20 protein-coding genes are annotated in these 22,109 nt (G+C 70.2%); 12 read left to right on the forward strand and 8 right to left on the reverse strand.

All coding sequences use genetic code 11. The annotated features are described in order from the left end of the window. The first annotated feature begins 68 nt into the window (after positions 1 to 68). The 6 genes from OG589_RS27140 to OG589_RS27165 all read left to right on the forward strand — a co-directional run bounded on the left by OG589_RS27140 (position 69) and on the right by OG589_RS27165 (position 5,990). Entirely contained in the window at positions 69 to 764 is a 696-nt protein-coding gene (locus OG589_RS27140; RefSeq protein WP_405140604.1) for a FadR/GntR family transcriptional regulator, read from the forward strand. Positions 765 to 834: 70 nt separating this feature from the next. Then, entirely contained in the window at positions 835 to 1,854 is a 1,020-nt protein-coding gene (locus OG589_RS27145; protein WP_405140605.1) for an LLM class F420-dependent oxidoreductase, read from the forward strand. A 459-nt stretch (positions 1,855 to 2,313) separates the two neighbouring features. Next, positions 2,314 to 4,167, forward strand: a complete 1,854-nt coding sequence (locus OG589_RS27150) for a DUF262 domain-containing protein (protein ID WP_405140606.1) — start codon at positions 2,314 to 2,316, stop codon at positions 4,165 to 4,167. 541 nt (positions 4,168 to 4,708) lie between these two features. Continuing rightward, on the forward strand, positions 4,709 to 4,945 hold the full coding sequence (locus OG589_RS27155; RefSeq protein WP_405140607.1) for a hypothetical protein: 237 nt from the start codon (positions 4,709 to 4,711) through the stop codon (positions 4,943 to 4,945). 139 nt (positions 4,946 to 5,084) lie between these two features. Further along, complete coding sequence (locus OG589_RS27160) at positions 5,085 to 5,471, forward strand: YchJ family protein (RefSeq protein WP_405140608.1); 387 nt, start codon at positions 5,085 to 5,087, stop codon at positions 5,469 to 5,471. A 105-nt stretch (positions 5,472 to 5,576) separates the two neighbouring features. Next, complete coding sequence (locus OG589_RS27165) at positions 5,577 to 5,990, forward strand: hypothetical protein (RefSeq protein ID WP_405152137.1); 414 nt, start codon at positions 5,577 to 5,579, stop codon at positions 5,988 to 5,990. A gap of 89 nt (positions 5,991 to 6,079) precedes the next feature. Here the strand turns inward: OG589_RS27165 and OG589_RS27170 are convergent, their stop codons facing one another. The 3 genes from OG589_RS27170 to OG589_RS27180 form a co-directional block, all read right to left on the reverse strand. After that, positions 6,080 to 7,072, reverse strand: a complete 993-nt coding sequence (locus OG589_RS27170; RefSeq protein ID WP_405140609.1) for an ABC transporter substrate-binding protein — start codon at positions 7,070 to 7,072, stop codon at positions 6,080 to 6,082. A 220-nt stretch (positions 7,073 to 7,292) separates the two neighbouring features. After that, positions 7,293 to 8,444 carry an ABC transporter substrate-binding protein gene (locus OG589_RS27175; RefSeq protein WP_405140610.1) on the reverse strand — a complete coding sequence of 384 codons (1,152 nt, stop codon included), beginning with the start codon at positions 8,442 to 8,444 and terminating at the stop codon, positions 7,293 to 7,295. Beyond that, complete coding sequence (locus OG589_RS27180; protein WP_405140611.1) at positions 8,386 to 8,559, reverse strand: putative leader peptide; 174 nt, start codon at positions 8,557 to 8,559, stop codon at positions 8,386 to 8,388. The genes OG589_RS27175 and OG589_RS27180 overlap by 59 nt, the downstream gene beginning before the upstream one ends. Positions 8,560 to 8,772: 213 nt before the next feature. Here OG589_RS27180 and OG589_RS27185 point away from each other — a divergent pair, with 213 nt between their 5' ends. Next, complete coding sequence (locus OG589_RS27185; protein ID WP_405140612.1) at positions 8,773 to 9,678, forward strand: MvdC/MvdD family ATP grasp protein; 906 nt, start codon at positions 8,773 to 8,775, stop codon at positions 9,676 to 9,678. Positions 9,679 to 9,759: 81 nt separating this feature from the next. Here OG589_RS27185 and OG589_RS27190 read toward each other — a convergent pair whose 3' ends face one another. Beyond that, positions 9,760 to 10,653 carry an MBL fold metallo-hydrolase gene (locus OG589_RS27190; RefSeq protein WP_405140613.1) on the reverse strand — a complete coding sequence of 298 codons (894 nt, stop codon included), beginning with the start codon at positions 10,651 to 10,653 and terminating at the stop codon, positions 9,760 to 9,762. 82 nt (positions 10,654 to 10,735) lie between these two features. Between OG589_RS27190 and OG589_RS27195 the strand changes: the two genes are divergently transcribed. Further along, positions 10,736 to 11,587: a LysR family transcriptional regulator gene (locus OG589_RS27195; RefSeq protein ID WP_405140614.1), complete on the forward strand. Its 852-nt coding sequence runs from the start codon at positions 10,736 to 10,738 to the stop codon at positions 11,585 to 11,587. 44 nt (positions 11,588 to 11,631) lie between these two features. On the opposite strand, the gene OG589_RS27200 is transcribed toward OG589_RS27195, so the two are convergent. Together OG589_RS27200 and OG589_RS27205 are read right to left on the reverse strand one after the other, a co-directional pair. Further along, positions 11,632 to 13,362, reverse strand: coding sequence for an FtsX-like permease family protein (locus OG589_RS27200; protein WP_405140615.1), 1,731 nt, complete (start codon positions 13,360 to 13,362; stop codon positions 11,632 to 11,634). Continuing rightward, positions 13,359 to 14,111 carry an ABC transporter ATP-binding protein gene (locus OG589_RS27205; protein ID WP_405140616.1) on the reverse strand — a complete coding sequence of 251 codons (753 nt, stop codon included), beginning with the start codon at positions 14,109 to 14,111 and terminating at the stop codon, positions 13,359 to 13,361. The genes OG589_RS27200 and OG589_RS27205 overlap by 4 nt, the downstream gene beginning before the upstream one ends. Positions 14,112 to 14,301: 190 nt before the next feature. On the opposite strand from OG589_RS27205, the gene OG589_RS27210 reads away from it, so the two are divergent. Both OG589_RS27210 and OG589_RS27215 read left to right on the forward strand, forming a co-directional pair. Then, positions 14,302 to 14,946 (forward strand): response regulator, encoded by a 645-nt coding sequence (locus tag OG589_RS27210; RefSeq protein ID WP_405140617.1) that lies wholly within the window; start codon positions 14,302 to 14,304, stop codon positions 14,944 to 14,946. Between the two features lie 238 nt (positions 14,947 to 15,184). Further along, entirely contained in the window at positions 15,185 to 15,862 is a 678-nt protein-coding gene (locus OG589_RS27215; protein WP_405140618.1) for a DUF4328 domain-containing protein, read from the forward strand. Here the strand turns inward: OG589_RS27215 and OG589_RS27220 are convergent. Next, positions 15,756 to 19,466 (reverse strand): DNA polymerase III subunit alpha, encoded by a 3,711-nt coding sequence (locus OG589_RS27220; protein ID WP_405152138.1) that lies wholly within the window; start codon positions 19,464 to 19,466, stop codon positions 15,756 to 15,758. The genes OG589_RS27215 and OG589_RS27220 overlap by 107 nt on opposite strands. Next, the gene (locus tag OG589_RS27225; RefSeq protein WP_405140619.1) at positions 19,466 to 19,732 is read right to left on the reverse strand and encodes a DUF6504 family protein; all 267 of its coding nucleotides are present in this window, start codon (positions 19,730 to 19,732) and stop codon (positions 19,466 to 19,468) included. Before OG589_RS27225 ends, OG589_RS27220 begins: the two co-directional genes overlap by 1 nt. Before the next feature lie 333 nt (positions 19,733 to 20,065). On the opposite strand from OG589_RS27225, the gene OG589_RS27230 reads away from it, so the two are divergent. Together OG589_RS27230 and OG589_RS27235 are read left to right on the forward strand one after the other, a co-directional pair. Further along, positions 20,066 to 21,187 carry an ABC transporter substrate-binding protein gene (locus OG589_RS27230; RefSeq protein ID WP_405140620.1) on the forward strand — a complete coding sequence of 374 codons (1,122 nt, stop codon included), beginning with the start codon at positions 20,066 to 20,068 and terminating at the stop codon, positions 21,185 to 21,187. Positions 21,188 to 21,198: 11 nt separating this feature from the next. Continuing rightward, a complete protein-coding gene (locus OG589_RS27235) occupies positions 21,199 to 22,092 on the forward strand; it encodes an ABC transporter permease (protein WP_405140621.1) in 894 nt (297 codons plus the stop codon). The last annotated feature ends 17 nt before the right edge of the window (positions 22,093 to 22,109 follow it).

A 22,109-nucleotide genomic window follows, 5' to 3' on the forward strand; every position in this document is an offset into this window, starting at 1 on the left:
CTCCGGCCGGAGTGGAGTGGTGAAACCGAGTATGGTCAGACCATACTCCAGGGCAGAAGGAGGGTCACGTGGCGGGCAAGGCGCGGCGGACACGCGCGTTCGAGGAGGTGCTCCTCCAGGTCGAGCGGCGCATCGCCGACGACGGGCTCAGGGTGGGAGACCGCCTCCCCGGCGAGCGGCAGCTCGCCGAGCAGCTCCAGGTCAGCCGGGCCTCGGTGCGCGAGGCGCTCCGCGTGCTCGAAACGCTGGGCGTGGTGTCGTCGCAGGCCGGCCGGGGACCGGACGCGGGAGCGGTCCTCACCTCGCGCCCCGACAGCGCGCTCACCGACCTGCTCCGCCTCAGCCTCGGCCTGTCCAGCCTGTCACTGCGCGAGGTCATCGACACCCGGCTGATGATCGAACGCTGGTCCGCAGAGCACGCGGCCCGCGCACCCTCCCCCGCTCCCGAGGCTCCCGACGCGATGGCGGCGGCCATACGGGCCATGGAGGCGGCGGCGACCGCCGAGGAGTTCGTCGAGCACGACATCGCGTTCCACGTGGCCATCGCCGAGGCCTCCGGCAACAGGCTGGTCGCGGCCGTGATGCGGGCCCTGCGCGACGCGATGCGCCGGTACGCCATCGAGGCCGTCGAGGGCCTCGGCGACACCGGCGTGCTGCGGGAGGACCACCTGCGGATCCACGCCGCGATCACCTCGGGCGACGCGACGGCGGCCGTCGAGGCCGTGACCGCGCACCTCGCCCACGCCTACCCCGAGCTCTTCTGACTCTCGACCGGTAGAGCTAGAACGTGTTCTAATTGCGAGGCGATGGGCCGTACTCCCAGGAGGTCTGGACATGAGCGGTGACCTGAAGCTCGGGCTGAACGTCGGCTACTGGCAGCGGAACGCCGACGACGCCACCGAGGTGGTCCAGACGGCCGAGCGGCTCGGGTACGACTCGGTGTGGACGGCCGAGGCGTACGGGTCAGACGCCTTCACCCCTCTGGCGTGGTACGGCGCCCGGACCAGCAGGATCAAGCTCGGCACCAGCGTCGCGCAGATCTCGGCGCGGGCGCCGGTCACCACCGCGATGACCGCGATGACGCTCGACCACCTCACCGGAGGCCGGCTGCTGCTGGGCATCGGCGCGTCCGGTCCGCAGGTCGTGGAGGGCTGGTACGGCCGGCCGTTCCCCCGGCCGCTCGCCCGCACCCGCGAGTACGTCGACATCATGCGCAAGGTGTGGCGCAGGGAAGAACCGGTTACCAGCGACGGCCCGCACTACCCGCTGCCGTACCCCGGCGGGGCCGAGCTCGGCAAGCCGCTCAAGCTGATCACCCATCCCCTGCGGCCGGAGATCCCGATCTACCTCGGCGCGGAGGGGCCCAAGAACGTCGCGCTGGCCACCGAGATCACCGACGGCTGGCTGCCGCTGTTCGTCTTCCCCGAGAAGATCGAGAGCATGTACAGCGAGGCGCTGGCGGGCGCCAGGCCCGGCTTCGACATCGCGGCGATGGTGCTCGTGGTGATCACCGACGACATCCAGGCCGCGCTGAACGGCGTGAAGATGATGCTCACGCTGTACATCGGCGGCATGGGCGCCAAGAGCCGCAACTTCCACGCCGACATCGTCGGCCGCATGGGCTTCGCCGACGCGGCCCAGAAGATCCAGGAGCTCTACCTCGCCGGACGCAGGGACGAGGCCTTCGAGGCGATCCCGGACGAACTGGCGGACGGCATCTCCCTGGTCGGCCCGGCCGGCCGCATCCGCGAACGCCTCGAACTCTGGCGCGACAGCCCGGTCACCAACCTCCTCGTCATGGGCCCCCGCGACGAGCCCACCCTCCGCTCCATCCGCGACCTGGTACTCGGCTGACCGCTCCCCCAGCGCCCACGTGCGCACTATGCGCAGATCAGCAGTCCAGCGACGAACGGCCGATCACCCCTGCGTTCGTTCCCGATCCAGCGGCGAGGCCGGGTCTGGAGCAGGGTGTGGGGATCGTCGACGGAGCGGTCAGCGATAACAGCAGGGTGACGCCCTCGACGCCCGGCGCGTCCACCGGCGCCTCCCGCATGGTGAGCGTCGACGCCGACGGGCACTGAGTGGGTTACGTCCGGCCGTCCCGCTCCAAAATGGCGTAGATCTCGCTCGTGCGCACGTCGGTCACGGACGACTGCCAGCGGAACATCTGGAAGCCGCTCGTCAGCATTGCTAAGGGACAGACAACCCTGCAAAGCTTCAGCCTTGCCGTCTTTGGTCCGCGAACGCTTCGACAGGTAGGTCCATCGCAGTTTTCTCTGCGCGGAGAGGCGAAATAGACAAAGATGGAGGGCTGTGGACGCCAACACCTACTCGCTGAAGCAGATCCTCGCCCAGGAACGGCGGTTTGTCGTGCCGACGTTCCAGCGGGACTACGAATGGACTCTCGAAGGGCAGTGGGAGCTCCTGTTCGACGATCTCGAGGCAGTGACAGACCGCTTGTTCGAGGCACGTATGAACGCGGAACTCACCGGGCAATCGCTATCCAAGGCTGATCGGCAGGTGACCCCCCATTTCCTTGGCGCGGTCGTGCTTGATCAATTGTCAGCTCCCGCAGGCGGTCTTGATCTCCGTGCGATCATCGACGGCCAGCAGCGCCTGACCACACTTCAGTTATTGCTGCGAGGCGTCCTGGATGTGCTGATCGAGAAGGAATCCTCGCGTGCTCAACAGGTGAGGCGTCTACTCCAGAACCCGTCCGACATCATCGCCGCAGACCACGAGCGCTACAAGCTATGGCCACGGCGTAAGGATCGAGATATGTGGCCGGTCGTGATGTCCGACGAGGTTACGACCTCGGTTGGCCACGGCTATCTGCAAGCCAGGGCCTACTTCGCTAAGCGCGCTCGCACAGCAGTGGTCGGTTTGAACGGCCAAGACCTCACCGACGTGGTAGTTGACGCACTGCTTGATCTGTTCAAGCTCGTCGTGATCGACCTCGAGGACAACGACGACGCTCAGGTCATCTTCGAAGTACTCAATGGCCGCCAGACACCGCTGTCCGCTACTGATCTTGTGAAGAACCTGCTGTTTCTGCGTGCAGAGTTGCGTGATGAGAAGCATCTCGAGGATTTGTACGACCGTTTCTGGTCTCCCTTCGATGACGACTGGTGGAAGATCAACAAGGGACGTGGTCATGCGGCGCGTGGGCGTCGTGACATCCTGCTCTCCAGCTGGCTCACGGCCGTGTCCGCAGACGAGGCGAACATCGGCCACCTGTACAGCGAAGTACGCCGCTATCTCGACGCCGCTGACCGCCAGACTCCAGATGTACTGGCAGAGCTGCGGGAATACGGCGCCGCCTACCGAGACGTCTACAGCGCGACGGGCCGCGGCACGATGCGACTTCGACAGTCATACCAACGCTTCGACCGCTTGGAACTCGTCACGGTCACCCCATTGCTCATTTGGCTACGCACCCAGCCGCCCGAACGCCTTTCCGAGAGGGATCACGAGCTCGCCGTACTCGCTCTCGAATCGTGGGCCGTCAGACGCGTGATCACTGGCGCGAACACCCGCACATATGGGAAGGCGTTCCTTGAGGTACTCAAGGCCGTCAGGTCAGCGGCCTCCAACCCGGAGGAATCGATCGCCCATGCGATCGTGACCGCGTTGCATGCCGCCCCCGCCGGTCTTGGTTGGCCGGAGGACAGCGAACTGGAGGACAATTTCGTCAACAGGCCGTTCTATGGTGTGCTCACCCAGGAGCGGATCAGGATGCTACTCGGTGCCATCGATGAGCGGATGCAGCACGACAACCCAAGGACCGAGCCCGCAGAGTTCGACTACGACCGTCTGCAAATCGAGCATGTGATGCCTCAATCGTGGCGAGATCACTGGGCCCTTGACTCACCAAACGAGGAGCTGCGTCTATTGGACGCTCAGCAACGAGAGCAATGGGTGCACCGCATGGGCAACCTCACTCTGGTGACCTCCGACTTCAATCAGGATGTCTCAAATCTGGCCTGGGGCGTCAAGAGGAACGCATTGGCGACTCACGCCAAGCTGCAGATCAGTGCCGGCTTCGCGATCACCGAGATCTGGAACGAAACGACGATAGAAAGCCGCGCGCGTTTGCTTGCCAAATTCGCCGCACTTGTATGGCCGGCCGCCGACCGCCTGATCGAGAACCTAGACTCTGCTGATTAAACGCGACAGTAGAAGACTCTATGCCCGCAGAGTCGACCAGCGGGATGGCCTTCAGGTTCGCTACGCGTCGGACGCACTGGGAAGCCCCGGCATGTCGATCCGTCCGTCCTCCGGTCGGCGAGCAGAGCGAGGACCTCTCCCCTGCGGGTGAAGATCCACTGGATGTCGGGTACCGGCTGAATGCTCCCGAGAAGCCGAGGTCGCCAACAGCACGCGTAGAGTCGAAGATCAACTCCACATGGGATCATGCTCCCGGGCTGTGTGCGTGAACGAAGAGGTGCCTGTAACCGCTTCTATCCTGCGGGATCGACCGGATCGTTATGTCAGCTTCTCAGCCCTGACGTGAACGCTCCGCGTTCCTCGCTAGAGGGCCCTGAACGTTTCAGGCTCATAGCGCCTGTCTTCGGGAGCGGCCCAGGTCAGATCCGCCGGAGCCGGCGGGCAGTAGGCGCGGACTGTCTTCGAGGGGCCGGTGATGCGACGCTTCCTGTGCTACCCAGTCCGAAGCGGTTCCGGCTTCTGTCACTCCGCAGGAGGATTCATGCACAAGGTACGAAATCTGCTCCTCACGGTCGCCCTTGCCAGTGGTCTGGCGGTCTCCCTTGGGGCGATGCCTGCGCAGGCCGCCACACTCCGGAACGTCTACTACGACTCATCCGACTGCTACCGATACGGGAGTTACGGCGTCCAGAACGGTCTATGGACCTCGTACACCTGCACCTTCGTCAGCAACGGGTCCAGCACGCCGCCGTACGGCTTCTGGTTCCTCTACGCGTGACCCACTCATCCGCCGGCCCAGGACTGAAGGCGGGCGCGACCCCGCCGTGCTGAGGCGCAGCAGGCCTGTCGTTGGGGGCACAGCAGGCCTGCCGTACGGCGGCACGGCGAGCCGGCCGTACGGGGGCACAATAGAGGACATGCCTCGTCGCGAACCCGCCGCCTGTCCCTGCGGCCTCCCCGCGTCGTACCAGGACTGCTGCGGGCGGCTCCACCGCGGCGAAGGTACCGCGTCCACGGCGGAGCAGCTCATGCGCTCCCGGTTCAGCGCGTTCGGCGTCGGCGACAAGGCGTACCTGCTGCGCACCTGGCATCCGGCCGACCGGCCGCCCCACATCGGCTTCGACAAGGGTCTGCGCTGGACCCATTTGGAGATCCTGGACTCCACCGGGGGCACCGCCTTCCATACCGAAGGAACTGTCCGGTTCCGCGCCCACTACGTCGATCACGGACGCCCGGGCCACATGGAAGAGAACAGCCACTTCACCCGCCTCAACGGCCACTGGGTCTACACGGGCGCCGTATAACCGCCATGCCTCGGCTATTCCCTTTGGGGAATTGTCGGTCTGTGGGGCTTCTCGCAAGGTGGGAGGGAACACGGACGCATCAGCCGAGGAGAAGCAGTGACCGATATGCATGCCCGGGACCTGGCGAGCCGGTATGTCGCGCTCTGGAACGAGCCAGACGCGGAGTCGCGCCGCAAGGCCATCGAGGAGCTGTGGGCGGAGGACGGTGCGCACATCCTCCAGCCGCCGCGAGAGATGCGCGACATCGCCGCAGCGCTGGGCTTCGACTCGACCACCCTTGAAGCTCGCGGGTACGACGCGTTCGAGGTGCGGGTGACCCGCAGCTACGAGGAGTTCGTCGCCCCCGGGCAGTTCACCTTCCGGCCCGGGGACGCCGCCGTCCGCCTCCACGACATCGTCAAGTTCCACTGGGAGATGGTGCCCACCGACGGCGGTGCGGTGGCGGGCGGCGGCCTGGAGATCCTCGTCCTCGACGAGGACGGCCGCATCAAGACCGACTACATGTTCCCCGGCCTCTGACACGCCTGCCCCGGCCCCTCCTATGGCCGCCGGGGATGGGCCCATGGGTGCGGGGATAGGGCCTGTGTATGGGGGCCGGGATGGGGTCGTCAGACCGCTGCCTTGCTGAGGTGGGGCCTGGCGGTTCCGATCCTGAGGGGCTCGGGCCTGGTGGGTTCCCGCTTGCGCGGCTCGGGCGTTGTCAGGGCGGTGGAGACCACGGGTTCCAGGTCGGGGGTGGTCGCGTTGGAGATGTCTACCGGGCGGCGGAGGTAGTCGGCCGCGTACAGGATGTCGGCCGCCTCCTGTTGCTCGGCGAGGAACTCCGCGCCGGCGGGCTCCAGCCGCCAGGGCAGGCGGGCGAGGGCGATCTCCCAGGCGTCCACCGAGCCGCCGACCGCCTCCACCATGAGGTGGGCCGCCTCCCTCGGATTGGCCCTCGCCCAGTCGTCGGCCTGCTGGAGCGCTCTGACAAAGGCGGCGACCGCGCCCGGGCGGGTCTCGGCGAAGTCGCGCCGGGTGAAGAAGACCGACCGGTTCGAGATCACCCCTGCCGTGCCTGCGAGGGTCACGGTCTTCCCCGACGTCTCCGCCTTCACCAGGTCGGCTCCCTGGGCGACCCAGGCGGCGATCTCGCCCGTGCGGAGCCATCGGACGGCCTCACGCCCGACCGCGCGGGGCTCGATGTCCTGGTACGAGAGGCCGGCCCCGGCGAGCAGCTTGGCCAGGAAGTGCGTCTGCCAGGAGCCGACACCGAAGGCGACCGGCCTGCCCGCGAGATCGGCTATCGACCGGACGGGACTTGATCGAGGTGCCGTCTCTTCCGGGTCGGGGGTGGCGACCAGGAGGGCTCCGTGGCCGGGGCGAGGGGCGGATGCCGCCACGTAGACGATGGGCAGCCCGGCGGCCTGGGCGGTCAGGGGCGGGGTCGATCCGGTGCCGCCGAAGTCGATCGCGCCCTCGGCCAGCAGCTCGCCGGTCCGCGTGCCGTCGGCGTAGAAGTACAGCTCCAGGGGTTCTTCGAAGGTGTCCAGGACGTGGTCGAGGCGCGAGAGGAAGAACAGGGACGGATTGCCGTTGTGCACGCCTATTCGAATGGTCACCGGTGAACTCCCAAGTCTCGTATCAGGATGGACACCGGAGGGGAGGGCTGCCAACCCCTTAACGCCCTCCGCCTCCGGTGCCTCCGGATACGGCGGCCATCCTCGCGAGCGCGCCCCGCTCTTCGCCGTATCCCGCTTGTGACCTCTTGAGAGTTCTCTGCCCCCGGTACGTCCGACGCCGCGTTCATGCCGGCTGCCCCCGGTACGTTCGCCCGTGCGTTCATACCGGCTGCTCCTGGGGCGTTCGCCGGTGGGCGTGGGCGCTCAAGAGCGGGGTGTGGTCGGCCCAAGAGGCCACGTCCACGGCGGACTCCAGGAAGCCGTGGGCCCGCAGGAAGCGCTCCTGCTCGGCGAGAAGGCCGAGCCGCTCGGCGGACAGGTCGATCGTCAGGTCGGGCAGGTCGATCGTCAGGTCGGGCAGGCGGTGCGGGCCCGGCGGCAGTGCGTCCTCCGACAGGCTCAGGGCCTGGTCGGGATGGGCGGTGGCCCACTCGGCGGCGTCCAGCAGCACCCGCAGGAACCGCGCGACGACGTCCGGGCGGACGTCCAGCAGCAACTGGTCGACGGTGAGCGGCCTGACCGTGCCGTCGTTGATCCTGACCCGCCGGTCGGGGTGGCCGTCGAGGTCGATCGCGACGTGCAGGCCGTACCGGCCGGCGGCCTCCACTGCCGCGGCTCCCTTCACGTACACGGCGTCGACGTCGCCCCTGGCGAGCGCTTCGAGCTCCGGCTCCCACTGCCGGGTGTCGGGCCTGGGAAGCCCGGCGGGGCCGGAAGCCCGCTGCCGGGTGCCAGGCCCAGGGGAGCCCGGAGTCCCCGGCCGGGCTCCAGGCCCGGGGGAATCCGAAGTCCCCGGCCGGATGCCAGGCCCGGGCGAGCCCGAAGCCCGCTGCCGGGCGCCGGGGCCGGAGAGCCGCCGGCCGGGGATGGAGGTGACCGGGATGTCGACCAGGTGGGCGTCGTTGAGGGTGAGCCCTCCCGCCCAGAGGGCGCCTTGGAAGCCCCGCAGGGCCGTCGCCCGGCGGACGTCGACGGGGACGCCCCTGCGCAGGGGCAGGGCGAGACGCCGTCCCCGCAGGTCCTCGGGGTCGCGGATGGTCACGTAGGGCCGCGTGAGGATGGCCTGGCGCTCCTCGACCCAGGTCAGGCCGATGAGCCGGGTGCCGGCACCGCGCGAGCGCGCCCACAGCGCCGGTACGTTGCCGTCGTCGCGGAACAGCGTCCTGAGCGTGCGCTCGTGGCGGCGCCCCTCCGGCACGAGGTGGCGTACGGCGATGCCTTCGGGGGTGAACTCGTCGTCGAGCCAGCCGAGATCAGCGGCGATCCCGGTGGCGGTGGGCCCGGGGCGGCGGTGGTACCACAGCTCCTGCACTGTCTTCTCCTGTCGTGGTCGATCGGCCGGCGAGCGTCTCGGCGCGACAGAGAGCCCCGGTGACCCTGCACAGATCGACGTGCCGACGGGAAGTCAGAAAGGCTGAGCGGTCCACATCTCTTACGGTAAACGCTCTCTACGGGTTTTACAACTATCCCTACTTGTTTACTCTGAAATAGGCTTTCCAAGCCATCCACAAGTCAGCCGTTCCGCCGACAAGCTGCGATCAAGTGATCCACGTCATCGTGGAACGTCCAGGGGATCGGCGACGCCGCGGCGGCGGGCGAGGGGGGCCGGCCGTGCCCACGCACGAGTGGAGAAAGCATCAATGAGCAGCACGGTGCTCATCCTCACCGAGGATGGCGACACCCAGGCGCGGCACGTCGCCCGCGCTCTGGCGGGGCGAGGAGCCGACACGCTCGTCCTCGACCCCGGATGGTTCCCCGGCGTCGCCCGGATCTCCGTCGCCCTGGACCCCTCCGGGTCGGCCCGGCGGACGCTCCTCACCGACGAGCGGCGCGTCGACCTCGACCGGCTCACGTCGGTGTGGTTCCGGCGCCCGGGCCCGCCGCTGGGCGATCCGGCCGACGACGGCCCCGTGCAGCAGAACGGGCTCGCCTCCGACGTGTGGGACACGCTCGACTGCCTCGCCGTGCCCGCGTCGCGTGCGGTGATCCAGCGCGCCCAGCGGAAGCTCTACCAGCTCTCCGCCGCGGGCCGGCTGGGCTTCGAGCTGCCCTCCACGCTGATCAGCACCGACCACGACGAGCTGCTGGACTTCTACCTCGCCCACCAGGGGCAGATCGTCACCCGGGTGCTCAACCGCCCGTGGGCCATCACCGAGCGGAACCCGCAGGAGGAGGTGCCGACGCTGACCGACCCGAAGGGCACCGGGCCGTTCCCTCTGGTCGCGCAGGCACAGGTGCTGCGCAGGCTCGCCTTGCGGGTGGTCGTCACCGGCTCCCAGGTGTTCGCCGCCGAGATCCACTCGCCGACGAGCGTACGGCGGCTGCGCCCGCACGTCCTGCCCGACGACGTGCGGCTGCGCTGCCAGAACCTCATGCACGCCCTCGGCCTGTCCTTCGGGACTATCGACCTGACCCTGACCCCCGAGGGCCGGTACGTGTTCCTGGAGGTGAACCCCGGAGGCGGCTTCCTGCTGATCGAGGAGATCACCGGCATGCCCGTCACCGAGGCCCTGTGCGACCTGCTCCTGCCGGCGTCCCCGGCATAGCCCCTAGGCTGTGAAAGAACTGGCCCTCATAGCCGGTCGCCCGCTCGAGGCAACCAGCATTCAGGCATGGCGGGACGAGGGTCATGCGGCGTGCTCGGTGCACAGGCACCCGACGCCCCGCTCGATCCACTCCTGGCCGACCCACTCGGGATGCCGTTCGATCAGCAACGCCCGGACCTCGGCCACGATCTCGGCCTCGCCCATCGCGGAGTCACGCCGCCGCCAGGTCTCGTCGCGCAGCTCGCGCAGGTAGTCGCGGACGCCGGCGAGCACCTGCGGGCCGCCGAGGTCACCGTGACCGGGAACCACCACCCGGGGTCCGGTGGCGGCCAGCCGGTCCAGCACCGCCAGCCAGCGCACGCCGGAGACGTCCGTGTCGTACGGCGGAAACCACGGGAAGATGGCGAACTGCCCGGTCTCGGCAAGATCCCCGGTGAACAGCACGCCGGCGTCCGGCACCTCGACCACCTGGTCACCCTTCGTGTGGCCCCGGCCGGTGGACCGCAGCCGTACGGTCCGGCCGCCGAGGTCCAGGTCGTACCCGTCGTCGTAGACCGCATCAGGGGTGGGCAACCGGACACCGTCGAGGCGGCGGGCGATCGACCCGCCGAAGCCCCGGAACATCTCCAGGTAGCCCGGCCCCTTCGTCTTCAGGTCGTCCGCCTGGGCGCGGTTGACCAGGTACGTGGCCTGGCCGGCGAACACCTGCGCGCCGAAAGCGTGCTCGGGGTGGAAGTGCGTCGTGGTCAGGTACAACCGACGGCCCTTCGCCACCTCGGACGCGAAGGCGAGGACCTGCTCGGCGTTGGCGGTGCCGATGCCCGTCTCGACGACCAGTACGGCCTGCGAACCGCCGATGATGCCGATGTTGGGTACCAGCGCGACCCGGTGGTTCGGGATCACAAGCAGGTCGGGGGCGATCTCCCGGGCGCCGGCGACCCGCACGGCGGGGTCGGTCATCGGTTCGTTGGTCATGCTCCGATTCCACCGCCCGGGCGTCGCGGCCGTCCAAGACCTATTAGGTGGTGCCGATACCGTACGGGTATCGTCGCCGGTCATGGAGCTACGCACGCTGCGCTATTTCGTGGCCGTCGCCGAGGAACTCCACTTCGGCCGGGCCGCCGCCCGGCTGCACATGAGCCAGCCGCCGCTGAGCCGGGCGATCAAGCACCTGGAGACCGACGTCGGTGCCGTTCTGTTGCACCGCTCCGCCGCAGGCGTCACGCTCACCCCGGCTGGGGCGGCGCTGCTGGACGAGGCGCGTACCCTGCTCGACCAGGCCGACCGGGTACGCGTGCGCGTGGCCGCGGCGGCCGGCGCCGCGACCATCACCGTCGGCATCCTGGGCGACAGCACCGACCGGGGCGGTACGCGGCTGGCCGCCGCGTACCGCCGGCGGCACCCGGGCGTCGAGGTCCGCATCCGCGATACCGACCTGACCGATCCGACCTGCGGGCTGCGCACCGGACTGGTCGACGTCGCCCTGACCCGCGGGCCGTTCGACGAGACCGGCCTGACGGTGCACGAGCTGCGCGCCGACCCGGTGGGCGCGGTGCTGCGCGCCGACGATCCGCTGGCCCGCCGCGACCGCTTGAAACTGGCCGACCTGGCCGACCGGCGCTGGTTCCAGTTCCCGGACGGCACCGACCCGATCTGGCGGTCGTACTGGAACGGCGGCGAGGCTCGCGAGGGTCCGGTGGTGCGCGCCGTCCAGGAGTGCCTGCAGGCCGTGCTCTGGAACGGCACGGTCGGGATGACCCCGCTCGGGCACGACCCACCCGAGGAGCTGGCCGTGGTACCGCTGATCGACATGGCGCCGAGCCGCGTGGTGGCGGCGTGGAACGAGGGCGACGTGAACCCGCTGATCCGGTCGTTCGTCCAGATCGCGACGGCCGCCTACCGCGACTGAGCGCCTCGCGGCCGGCGAATGCACCGCGCGGGCTTGCACACGCCCTAGTCGGGACGGGGAGCCGGGTCGGTGGTGACCGAGCGGAGCAGCGGCCTGCTCAGGGCGCCCGCCCCGATGACCCCGGCGAAGCCCGCGACGACGCAGCCGAGCAGCGTGAGCACTCCGGTCGAGCTCATGGCGAACCTGGCGAACGGGGCGGCGCAGAACATCCCTGTGGCGATCGACCCGCCGCCCATGACGGTGAGCGGGATGAGCGTCTCCAGGCGCCTGGCCCTGTCGAGCACCTCCAGCGGGGTGCCGGCCAGGCGCAGCAGCGCGTAGTTCTGCCGCCGGTCGAGGATCGAGGACGCTGCCGTGATGCCCGCGCTCGCGATGGCCACCAGGAAGGACACCGCCAGTACGATCACCGTGCCCGTCCTGATGTCCTGGAGAAGCCATGCCGTCGCCACGTCTCCCTTCACGGCGAGCGACGAGCTCGGGGTGAGCAGCCCGATGAACCCCGCGACGAACCCGGTGAGCGCCACCCCGCTCACCGTGCGCCAGGCCGACCTCGGATCGTCCACCAGACGCCGCCCGGCCAGCAGGCGCCCCGGCCCCTTGGCCGTACGGGCGGTGACGCGGCCGATCACCCCGACCACCCAGGGGCCGACGAGGTTGAGGGCCAGGAACGCCAGGGCGAGCACGACCGCGATCGTCCCCGCGCCCGCCCCGAGCCCGATGGTCGGGACCACCGCGAGCGTCCCCAGCATCACGACCACCCGTACGAACCGCATCGCGGGCGGGGTCTCCCGCCTGGCCACGCCCAGCGGGCTGACGACGACCCTGCGCAGTCCCACCACCGCCGACAGGCCGACCAGGAGGGGCACCGCCACCAGCACGGCGGCGATGGGAAGCACCCCCGGCCACATGTCGGAGGCGAACCACGTGCCTCCGGTGATCTCGACCCGGCTCAGCGGCGGGATCGCCACCGCGTACAGCACCAACCCCAGCACCGCACCCCCGAACGCGGTGATGAAGGCCTCCGCGACGGTCATCGCGACCACCTGGCCGGGGGTCGCGCCGACCAGGCGCAGGGAGGCCAGGCGCTGGTCGCGGCGGGCGACCGTCAGCCGTGCCGCCGCGCCCCCGAAAACGAGCAGCGGCACGACCATGAACACGCTCGCGAGCAGCGCCAGCGCCCGGTATCCGTTGGCGCTCGACGTCGGCCTTCCCTCGAAGCCGGCCACCTTCGTCGCCGACACGCCGAGCCGGTAGTCGCCCTTCCATTCGCCGTTGACGGCGGGGTCGCCGGGTGCGTGCCCGGCGACGGCGACCAGCTCACCGGGGTGGACCAGGCCCTCGTCCCCGATCGTCCCCACGACCTTCCCCGGGAGGAGTGCGCCCACCGCCGGCTCCCTCGCGAGCGCCGCCAGCGCGGGAGACATCACGAGCTCCCCCGGCCCCGGCAGGCGCGACAGCCCCGGAGGAGGGGGGACGTCCTTCACGAGCACCGCCACGTCCACCACGGTGACCGGCCGCCCGCGCACGAACTCAGTACGCACCGCCTCGACCGCGCGTGCCGTACCAGCGGGCGCGCCGGCGGTGTTCCCGGCCGGCACCGGGTTATGCCAGGCACCGCGCTCGGCGCGGCCGTCGAAGGCGAAGTTCACCACCACGGCGAAGATCAGCAGCGCGGTGGAGACGGCGACCGCCGCGATCATCAGGGATGATCCCAGCAGGCCGCGGCGACCGCCGCCCTTCAGCAGCCGCCAGCTGAGCTCCAGCAGGTTGCTCATCGCGAACCCTCCTGAGCCCAGCCGGACGCCCAGCCGGACGCCCATCCGGACGTCTGGCCGGACGTCTGGGCCGGCAGCGGGCCTGTGAGGATGAAGCCGTCCCGCACCTCGACCACGCGGTCGCACCAGCCGGCGACGTGCGGGTCGTGGGTGACGACGACGAGGGAGGCCTCGTTGTGCTTGGTCGCCTCGACCAGGATGCGCATCGTGTCGTGCCCTGTGGCCTGGTCCAGCGCACCGGTGGGCTCGTCCGCGAACACCACGGCGGGCCGGGTCACGAGGGCCCGGGCGATCGCCACGCGCTGGGCCTGCCCGCCGGACAGCTCCCCCGGCCGCCGCCCCTCCATGCCCCCGAGGCCGAGCGGGCCGAACCAGGACCTGGCCTGCAGCACGGCCTGCCGGCGCGAGACGTCGCCGAGCATGAGCGGCAGCGCGACGTTCTCCTCGGCGGGCAGTTCGGGCAGGAGCTGGCCGAACTGGAAGACGAACCCGAAGCGGGTGCGGCGGAGCGCGCTGCGCCGGCGCTCCCCCAGCGTGTCGATCCGGTCCCCCAGCAGGTGGACCTCACCGGAGTCCGGCCTCATGATGCCGGCCAGGCAGTGGAGCAGGGTCGACTTCCCCGAGCCGCTCGGACCCATGATGGCGACGGCCTCGCCGCGATGGATCGTCAGGTCGACTCCGGCGAGGGCGACCGTGGGCCCGAAGCTCTTCTTCAGGCCCCGGCCTTCGAGAACACTGTGCGAGGACATGGCGACGAGCCTCCCTCGCAGGCGGTGACCGGCGGATCGGCCACCCGTCCGATCCCCACGCCCTGCCATCGGCCGAAAGGCCGATCTCCGAGGAGGACGACCGCAGGGGGGCCGAGTTCTGCGGCCGGAGCCCCGCCCGCACTGGACGAACCGGGCGGCGGCTCGCCCGCTTGCTGGCAGAATCGGGCGGGTGAGGGTACTCGTCGCGGACGACCAGGAGCTCGTGCGTACCGGATTCCAGATGATCCTCGACGCCCAGCCGGACATCGAGGTGGTCGCGGCCGTCGCCGACGGGGCCTCGGCGGTCGAGCAGGCCCGCCGCCTCCGGCCCGACGTCTGCCTGCTGGACATCCGGATGCCCCGGCTCGACGGCCTGGAGGTCACCAGGATCCTGGCCGGTCCCGGCGTGCCCGACCCGATGCGCGTGGTGATCGTCACGACGTTCGACGTCGACGAGTACGTCTACGGCGCGTTGCGGGCGGGCGCCTGCGGGTTCCTGCTCAAGGACAGCGGGCCCACGCTGCTGATCGAGGCGGTGCGCGCCGCCGCCAACGGTGACGCGCTGGTCTCGCCCTCGGTCACGGTGCGGCTGCTCGCGCACCTCGCGAGGCCCGCGGCCGTGCCGGCCAGGGCCCCGAGGGAGCCGCTGACCGAGCGCGAGCTGGACGTCGTACGCCTGGTGGCCCGGGGCCGCACGAACCAGGAGGTCGGCGGGGAGCTGTTCGTCTCCCTGTCCACGGTGAAGACGCACCTCGGCAGCATCCAGGCGAAGCTCGGCGCCCGCAACCGCGTCGAGGTCGCGGCATGGGCGTGGGAGTCCGGCATCGTGCGCTGAGCGCCACCGCGAGCCTCGCGCCAACCGGGGCGAACGGGTGCTATGGACATGCGTCGATCAAGCTTTCACGCGCGCTCCCCCGGGTGCGGATAAACCTCAGATCATCTCGCGTATATACAGGATCTTCTCCCTCGCCTCGCCGATTAGCGGAGAGGTCTCCTGGATAGGACTGAGGCAGGCGTCGCGCTACGTCCCAGACGAAAGACGACCAATCAGCGCATGCCGGGGGGAGACAAACATGCGCTATTCCCGATCCGCAGTGAGCAGGTCGGCGATCGGCGTCTACCTGGCGCTCGCCGCCCAGATCGCCACCCTTACGTGCCTGGTCGTCTTCGAGGAGGCCCGGGGCAAGCTGCTCGCGCGGCAGGTCGCGGTGCTGGGCAGCAACCCCCACGCGCCGGGCGCCGAGGCCGTCGTCGGCGCGGTGACGTGGTTCGCCGTGCTCATACTCCTGGTCGCCTGCGCGACGGTCGCCGCCGGCTGCTCGTACTTCGCTTGGCTCCGCCAGGCGGGGGCGACCCCGCGCATGATCGCCATCGCGTGGTTCGTGCCCGTGCTCAACCTCGCGGCGCCGGCGCTGCTCGTGCACGCCCTGCGTGAGGACGCCGGCCTGCGCGAGGGCCGCCGGCGCGCCTGGCTCGCCCTGCTCGCCGCGTGGTGGGCGTGCTGGCTGGCCATGGTGTTCCTCATCCTCATACGGCTGCCGGTCACGCACTCGCCGCAAGGGAAGGACCTCACCGGGCTCGGCCCTTCCGAGCTCGTGGTCGCGGTGCTCGCCGCCCTGCTCTGCGCGGCGACCGTCAGGGAGGTCACCGAGGCCCGGATGACCGCCCGCCCTTCGGGGATCGCGCCCCGCCTGAAGCTGCTGCCCGCGCTGCGCTCGCTTCCCCGGCATACCTATCCGGCCGGGGACTGACCTCCCGCGCCTCCCCCTCCGTGGTGACGTCCATCGTGTCCCTTCGAGGGGTGAACGCCATCGGGCCCGAGCTGCCCGGGCTGGCGTGCCAGAGCTTGCGCGGCGGGATCCGCAGGCCGGGCGGGGCGCCGTTGTCGGCGTAGGGGGACAGCCGGTAGCCGTTGCCGTACTCGATGGGACGCCCGCCGACGCCCCCCTTCTCCTCGCGGACGACGCCCAGCATGGCCCACACCGCGCCCATGCCTCCGGTGCGCCAGGCCTCGTCCACCTCGACGAGGTTCCAGCAGTCCAGGGCGCGCAGGGACACCGCACGCGCGCCGACCCGCCGTACGACGCCCTTGGCGACCATCAGCCACGACCCGAAGATCGTGGCGGCGCAGTGCCCCTGCACCGACTCGAAGAAGGTCAGGTCGATCGGGCCCGTCGAGTCGTCCAGCGTGGTGAAGACGACCCGCTGCCCCGAGCGCACCGCCGGGGTCTGCGTGGCGACCTTCACCCCGGCGACCAGGATCTCGGCGCCGTTGCGCATCCTGAGCAGCTCGCTGGACCTGACGACGCCGATCGCGTCGAGCAGCTCCTCGTGGAAGCCGATCACGTGCCGGCTGACGTCCATGCCGAGGATCTCCAGCTCGGCCTCCACGGCCTCCGCCTCGGTCATCTCCGGGAGCTCGCCGGGCTCGATGCGCTCGGTGAACCCCATCGGGATCTGCACGGCCGGAGCCGTTTCCCGCTCCGCCACGGCCCGCGCCGCCTCGCCGTACGGGGGAGGGGAATCGCCGGCGGGCCCGCCCGGACGCGGCTCGCCGTACCGCGAGCGTGAGCGGGAACCGGCTCGGCGCCTCCTTCCCGCCGTCACGCCGGTGGAGGACGCCCGGTCCAGGGCGCCGACCTGGGCGAGCAGGTCACGCCTGGTCAGCTCCCCCGGACGCCAGCGCGGGCCGCCGGGGTGCAGCCCGTACAGCGCGTCGACGCCGCCGACCTGCACGATGCGCTCGGCGACCGGCCTTCCCGGACGAGCGCGCTCCCAGAAGTCGGCCAGCGAGGTGTACGGCCGGCCCGCGACCATGCGCTCCACCTCGGCCTCGCTGATGCCCTTGACCGACGAGAACGGCACCCGCAGGCCGTACCCCGCGGGCTCCGTGCGGCGTTCGACGAGCCAGTGCCTGCCGGAGTGGTTGACGTCCAGCGGCAGGACCTCCACCCCGCAGTGGCGGGCCTCGTCGAGGATCACCCGGTTGGGGTACATGCCGGGCTCGTGCGTGAGCACCCCGGCGAAGAACGCGGCCGCGTGGTGCCGTTTGAGCCAGGACGACTGGTAGGTGGGCATCGCGAACGCCGCCGCGTGCGCCTTGCAGAACCCGAACGCGCCGAACGCGTCGAGCACCTTCCACGCCCGGTCGGTGGTCTCGCGGTCGAACTCGGGGAGCACCTCGCCCTCCCACCACGCCAGCACCCGGTCGCGGCCCTCGGGAGTGCCGAGGTCGCGGCGGATCTCCTCGGCCTTCGACAGCCCGCAGCCGGTCATGACGTCGACGACCTTCAGGACCTGCTCGTGGAAGACGACGACGCCGTGGGTCTCCAGCAGCGCCGCCCTGAGCTTCGGATGGGGGTAGTGCGGCTCGCGCCAGCCGTGCCTGGCCTCCAGGTACGGGGTGACCATGTCGGAGTTGACCGGGCCCGGCCGGAACAGCGAGATGTCCACGATCAGGTCGTGCATCGTGCGGGGCTCCAGCTTGGCCACCAGCTCACGCTGGCCGGGCGACTCGATCTGGAAGCAGCCGAGCGTGCGGCCGGTGCAGATCATGTCGTACGTCGCCTGGTCGTCCTGCGGGACGCCTCTGTCGAGGTCGATGTCCTGGCCGTCCACCCGCTTGACCTCGCTGAGCGCGTACGCCATCGCCGACTGCATGCGCACGCCGAGCACGTCGAGCTTGAGCATCCCCGCCTCCTCGACGTCGTCCTTGTCGAACTGGCTCATCGGGAACTCCAGCAGGCTGCGCTCGACGGGGGTGCGGTCACGCAGCCCGGAGTTGCCGACGAGCACGCCGCACGGGTGCAGGGCGATGTGCCGGGGCAGCCCGTCGAGCTTCTCCGCGAGCCGGAACATCGTCTCGAGCGCCCGGTCGTTGAGGCCGCTGTCGCGCAGCTCGGGCAGGTCGGAAAGAGCGGAGCGTATCTGCCTGGCCCTGATGTGCGGGAACGCCTTGGCGATGACGTCGGTCTCGTGCGGCGGCAGGCCCATGGCCGCCCCGACGTCGCGGATGGCGCTGCGCGCCCGGTAGGTCTCCATCATGGACACGCAGGCCACCCGGCTCTCGCCGTACCGGTCGAGGATGGCCCGGTAGCAGTCGAGCCGCCGCGCCGACTCCACGTCCACGTCGATGTCGGGCAGCCCCTTGCGGCCCTCGGACAGGAAGCGCTCCATGAGGAGGCCATGGTCGAGCGGGTTCACCTCGCCGATGCGGATGAGGTAGTTGACGAGGCTGCCCGCCCCCGAACCCCTGATCGCGCAGCGCACGCCCATCTCGCGAATCATGTCCGTGATGCCAGACACAACTACGAAATATCCGGATAGCTGCTTTTTCTCGATGATGCGCAGCTCGTTCTCCAGGCGCTCCCGCGCGTCGCTGGACCGTTCCAGCCCACGGTCGTACAGCCCGTCCTCACACAGGTGGCGCAGCAGCGGGACGGGGTCTCCGCCGACCTCCGGGAGGTGGAGCCGCTCCTGGCCGCCGCGCAGCGCCAGGATCTCCAGGGGGTCGAGCACGCACCGCTCCGCGACCTCCCTCGTGCGGGCGAACAGCCCGCGCGCCCGGTCGAGGTCACCCTCGCAGATCCGCGAGGCCACCTGCCACATCTCCTTGCCGCTCTTGAGATAGGCGTGCGAGGCGGAGTGCTCCAGGTGCCTCGGGTGCAGGGGTACGAGCTTGCGCGTGGCGTCGAGCACGTTGCCGACCCGGTAGTCCCCCGGGTCGAGATGGCGCACGGCGTTGGTCAGCACGGCGGGCACGCCCGCCGACTCCGCCAGCGCGAGCATGCGCAGGGCGGCGTTCGCCTCCCGGTAGCCGTACTGGTCGACGACCTCGACCACCACGTCCGGAACCGCCGCCCGCCATGCTAGGAGCAGCGCGCGGGCGTGCTGGTCGCGGCGCGCGGCCAGCGCCCGGCCGACGTCGGACCTCGGGCCGAGCATGACCAGCAGCCCGCTCGCGTGCTGGGCGACCAGGTCACGGGTCACCCGGGGCGCGCCCCGCTCCCCCGCGTAGTGGGCGGCGGTGGTGAGCCGGCACAGGTGCGCCCACCCGCCGGTGCGCGCCAGCACGGTGACGCGGACCTCGCCGTCACCCCCGCCCTTGGCCGCCCGGCCGCCGCGCGGCGCCGGGTCGTCTCCGGGGCTCAGGAGCACCAGGTCGACGCCGACGACCGGCCTGACGCCGACGTCGGCGCACGCCTGGACGTGCTTCACCGCGCCGTACATGCCGTCGCGGTCGGTCAGCGCGAGGATGTCCATCTCGTGGCCGGCCGCCCGCTGGACCAGCTCGCGGGGGAACGCCGAGCCGTACCGCATCGAGTAGGCGGAGGCGACGTGCAGGTGGGGGAACATCAGTCCCACGCCCTGAGCAACAGCCAGCCGCCGCTCGCGGTGTCGAACCGCAGCTCGTAGGAGCCGACCTCCTTGGACGGGCTCGCCTCGACCCGCCAGAACCGGCGTTCGCCCGGATCGTTCTCCGAGACCTTCCACCACTCGCGGGAGGTCACCCAGTGGTCGAGGATCCGGTGGACGACGTAGAGCCGGTCGCGCCACACGAAACGGGCGGGCTCGTCATCGCGGGTCCACACCTCGATGGGATCGCCGTAGATTCTGCTCAAGGCGCTTCTTCTCCCTGGGCCTGTTGGGACTTCGCGGGCACCCGGGGGAAGACGGGCGGTGCTACATCGAACATATGTTCTCAGAGCCCGGAGGGCAAATCACCACAGCCCGCACGTGCCGTACGGGACCACTGGGACGGACGAGGCGTCCGGCCAAGATCTTGGTGAACCACCGCAGGCCAGCTACTTCACCTTTTGTTCACATAACTACACCGGAACGCAGCCAAGTGGATGCAAGTTGTTGTCCCGGCTCATTTATGTTTTCCCCACACCTCCGAAAGTGGGAGCAAAAGCGTGTATTCACCCCGAACGCGTATCGTCGGCCTGGCGGCCGTGCTTACCGTTGCTACATCCCTGGGCGCGGCGTGTGGTGCCGCTCCGACGACCGGCTCTCAGACCGAGGCTTCCGGCGGGAGCGTCGCCAAGACCGCGACCTCCGCCACCGACTTCGGCGGTCTCGACAAGCTCGTCGAGGCGGCCAAGAAGGAAGGCCAGCTCAACGTCATCGCCCTTCCCCCGGACTGGGCGAACTACGGCGAGATCATCCAGGCGTTCACCACCAAGTACGGCATCAAGGTCAACAGCGAGAACCCCGACGGTTCCAGCTCCGACGAGATCAACGCCGTCAAGACCCGCAAGGGCCAGGACCGCGCTCCGGACGTGCTCGACCTCGGCACCGCCTTCGCGCTCAGCGGCGCGGCGGAGGGCCTGTTCGCCCCGTACAAGGTCCAGACCTGGGACAAGATCCCCGAGGGCCAGAAGGACGCGAACGGCACCTGGTACAACGACTACGGCGGCTACGTCTCCATCGGCTGCGACGCCAAGCGCATCAAGGAGTGCCCGCAGACCTTCGCCGACCTGCTGAAGCCCGAGTACAAGGGCAAGGTCGCGCTGAACGGCAACCCGACCAAGGCGGGCTCCGCCTTCGCCGGCGTGTTCGCCGCCTCGCTGGCCAACGGCGGCTCCTTCGACGACATCCAGCCCGGCCTGGACTACTTCAAGAAGCTCAAGGCCGCCGGCAACTTCAACCCGGTCGAGTCGACCCCCGCGACCGTGCAGAACGGCGAGACGCCGATCAGCATCGACTGGGACTACCTCAACGCCGGATACACCGAGCAGTTCGCCGCCAAGGGCGTCGACTGGAAGGTCACGGTGCCCTCCGACGGCAAGTACGCGCAGTACTACGCCCAGGCGATCAACAAGGACGCCCCCCACCCGGCCGCCGCGCGGCTGTGGCAGGAGTTCCTCTACAGCCCCGAGGGCCAGAACCTCTACCTGAAGGGGTACGCCCGCGCCGTGCTGCTGCCCGCCATGCAGACCGACGGCACGGCCGACGCGGCCCTGGTCGACCAGCTCCCCAAGGTCGACGGCACACCCGAGTTCGCCAGCGACGCCCAGGTCACCAAGGCCAAGGAAGTCCTGGCCACCGGCTGGGGCGCCGCGGTCTCCGGCTGACCTCCGCTCACATGGCCGAGACACACGCGACGGCTCCCGCGAACCTCCCCCGGGCGAACCCGGCCCGGGGAGGCGGGAGCCGTACCCGCTCGAAGGGATGGACCGCGGCGCTTCCCCTGCTGCTGTTCGTGGCCCTCGCCTTCGGAATCCCGGCGGTCGCGCTTCTCGGCGGGGCGTTCACCTCGAACGGCTCGCCCAGCACCGCGAACCTCACCGCGTCCCTCCAGGGCGCCTACCTCACCGCGCTGATCGGCAGCGTGAAGCTGTCCGCGCTCGTCGCGGTGGTGGGGGCCGTCCTCGGCACCTTCCTCGCCCAGGCCGTGGTCACCTCGCGCTTCCGCGCGCTGCGCGAGGCCGTGCTGACGGCCTCGGGGGTGCTCGCCAACTTCGGCGGCGTCCCGCTGGCCTTCGCCTGGATCGCCACGCTCGGCAACTCCGGCGTGCTGACCACCCGGCTCGGCCTCGGCGACCACGGCTGGAGCCTCTACAGCTTCTGGGGCCTCGCCCTTGTGTACCTCTACTTCTCGGTGCCGCTGATGGTGCTGGTCGTCGTACCCGCCCTCGACGGGCTGCGCCCGCAGTGGCGCGAGGCGGCCCAGAACAACGGCGCGAGCGCCTGGCAGTTCTGGCGGTACGTCGGCATCCCCGTGCTCACGCCCAGCCTGCTCGGCGGGGTGGTGCTGCTGTTCGGCGGCGCCTTCGCCGCGTACGCGACCGCCGCGGCCATGGTCGGCACGGTCGTCCCGCTGGTCACCCTCCAGATCGCCGACGCGCTGACCGGCAACGTGCTGATCGGTCACGAGAACGTCGCGCTCGCGCTCAGCTTCGACATGATCGTGGTGGCCGGCCTGGTCATGGCGGTCTACCTGCCCCTCCAGCGCAGGAGTGCCCGATGGCTGCGCTGACGCCCGCACGTCCCGAG

The organism is Sphaerisporangium sp. NBC_01403 (assembly GCF_045040145.1).
Classification (GTDB): Bacteria; Actinomycetota; Actinomycetes; order Streptosporangiales; family Streptosporangiaceae; genus Sphaerisporangium; species Sphaerisporangium viridialbum.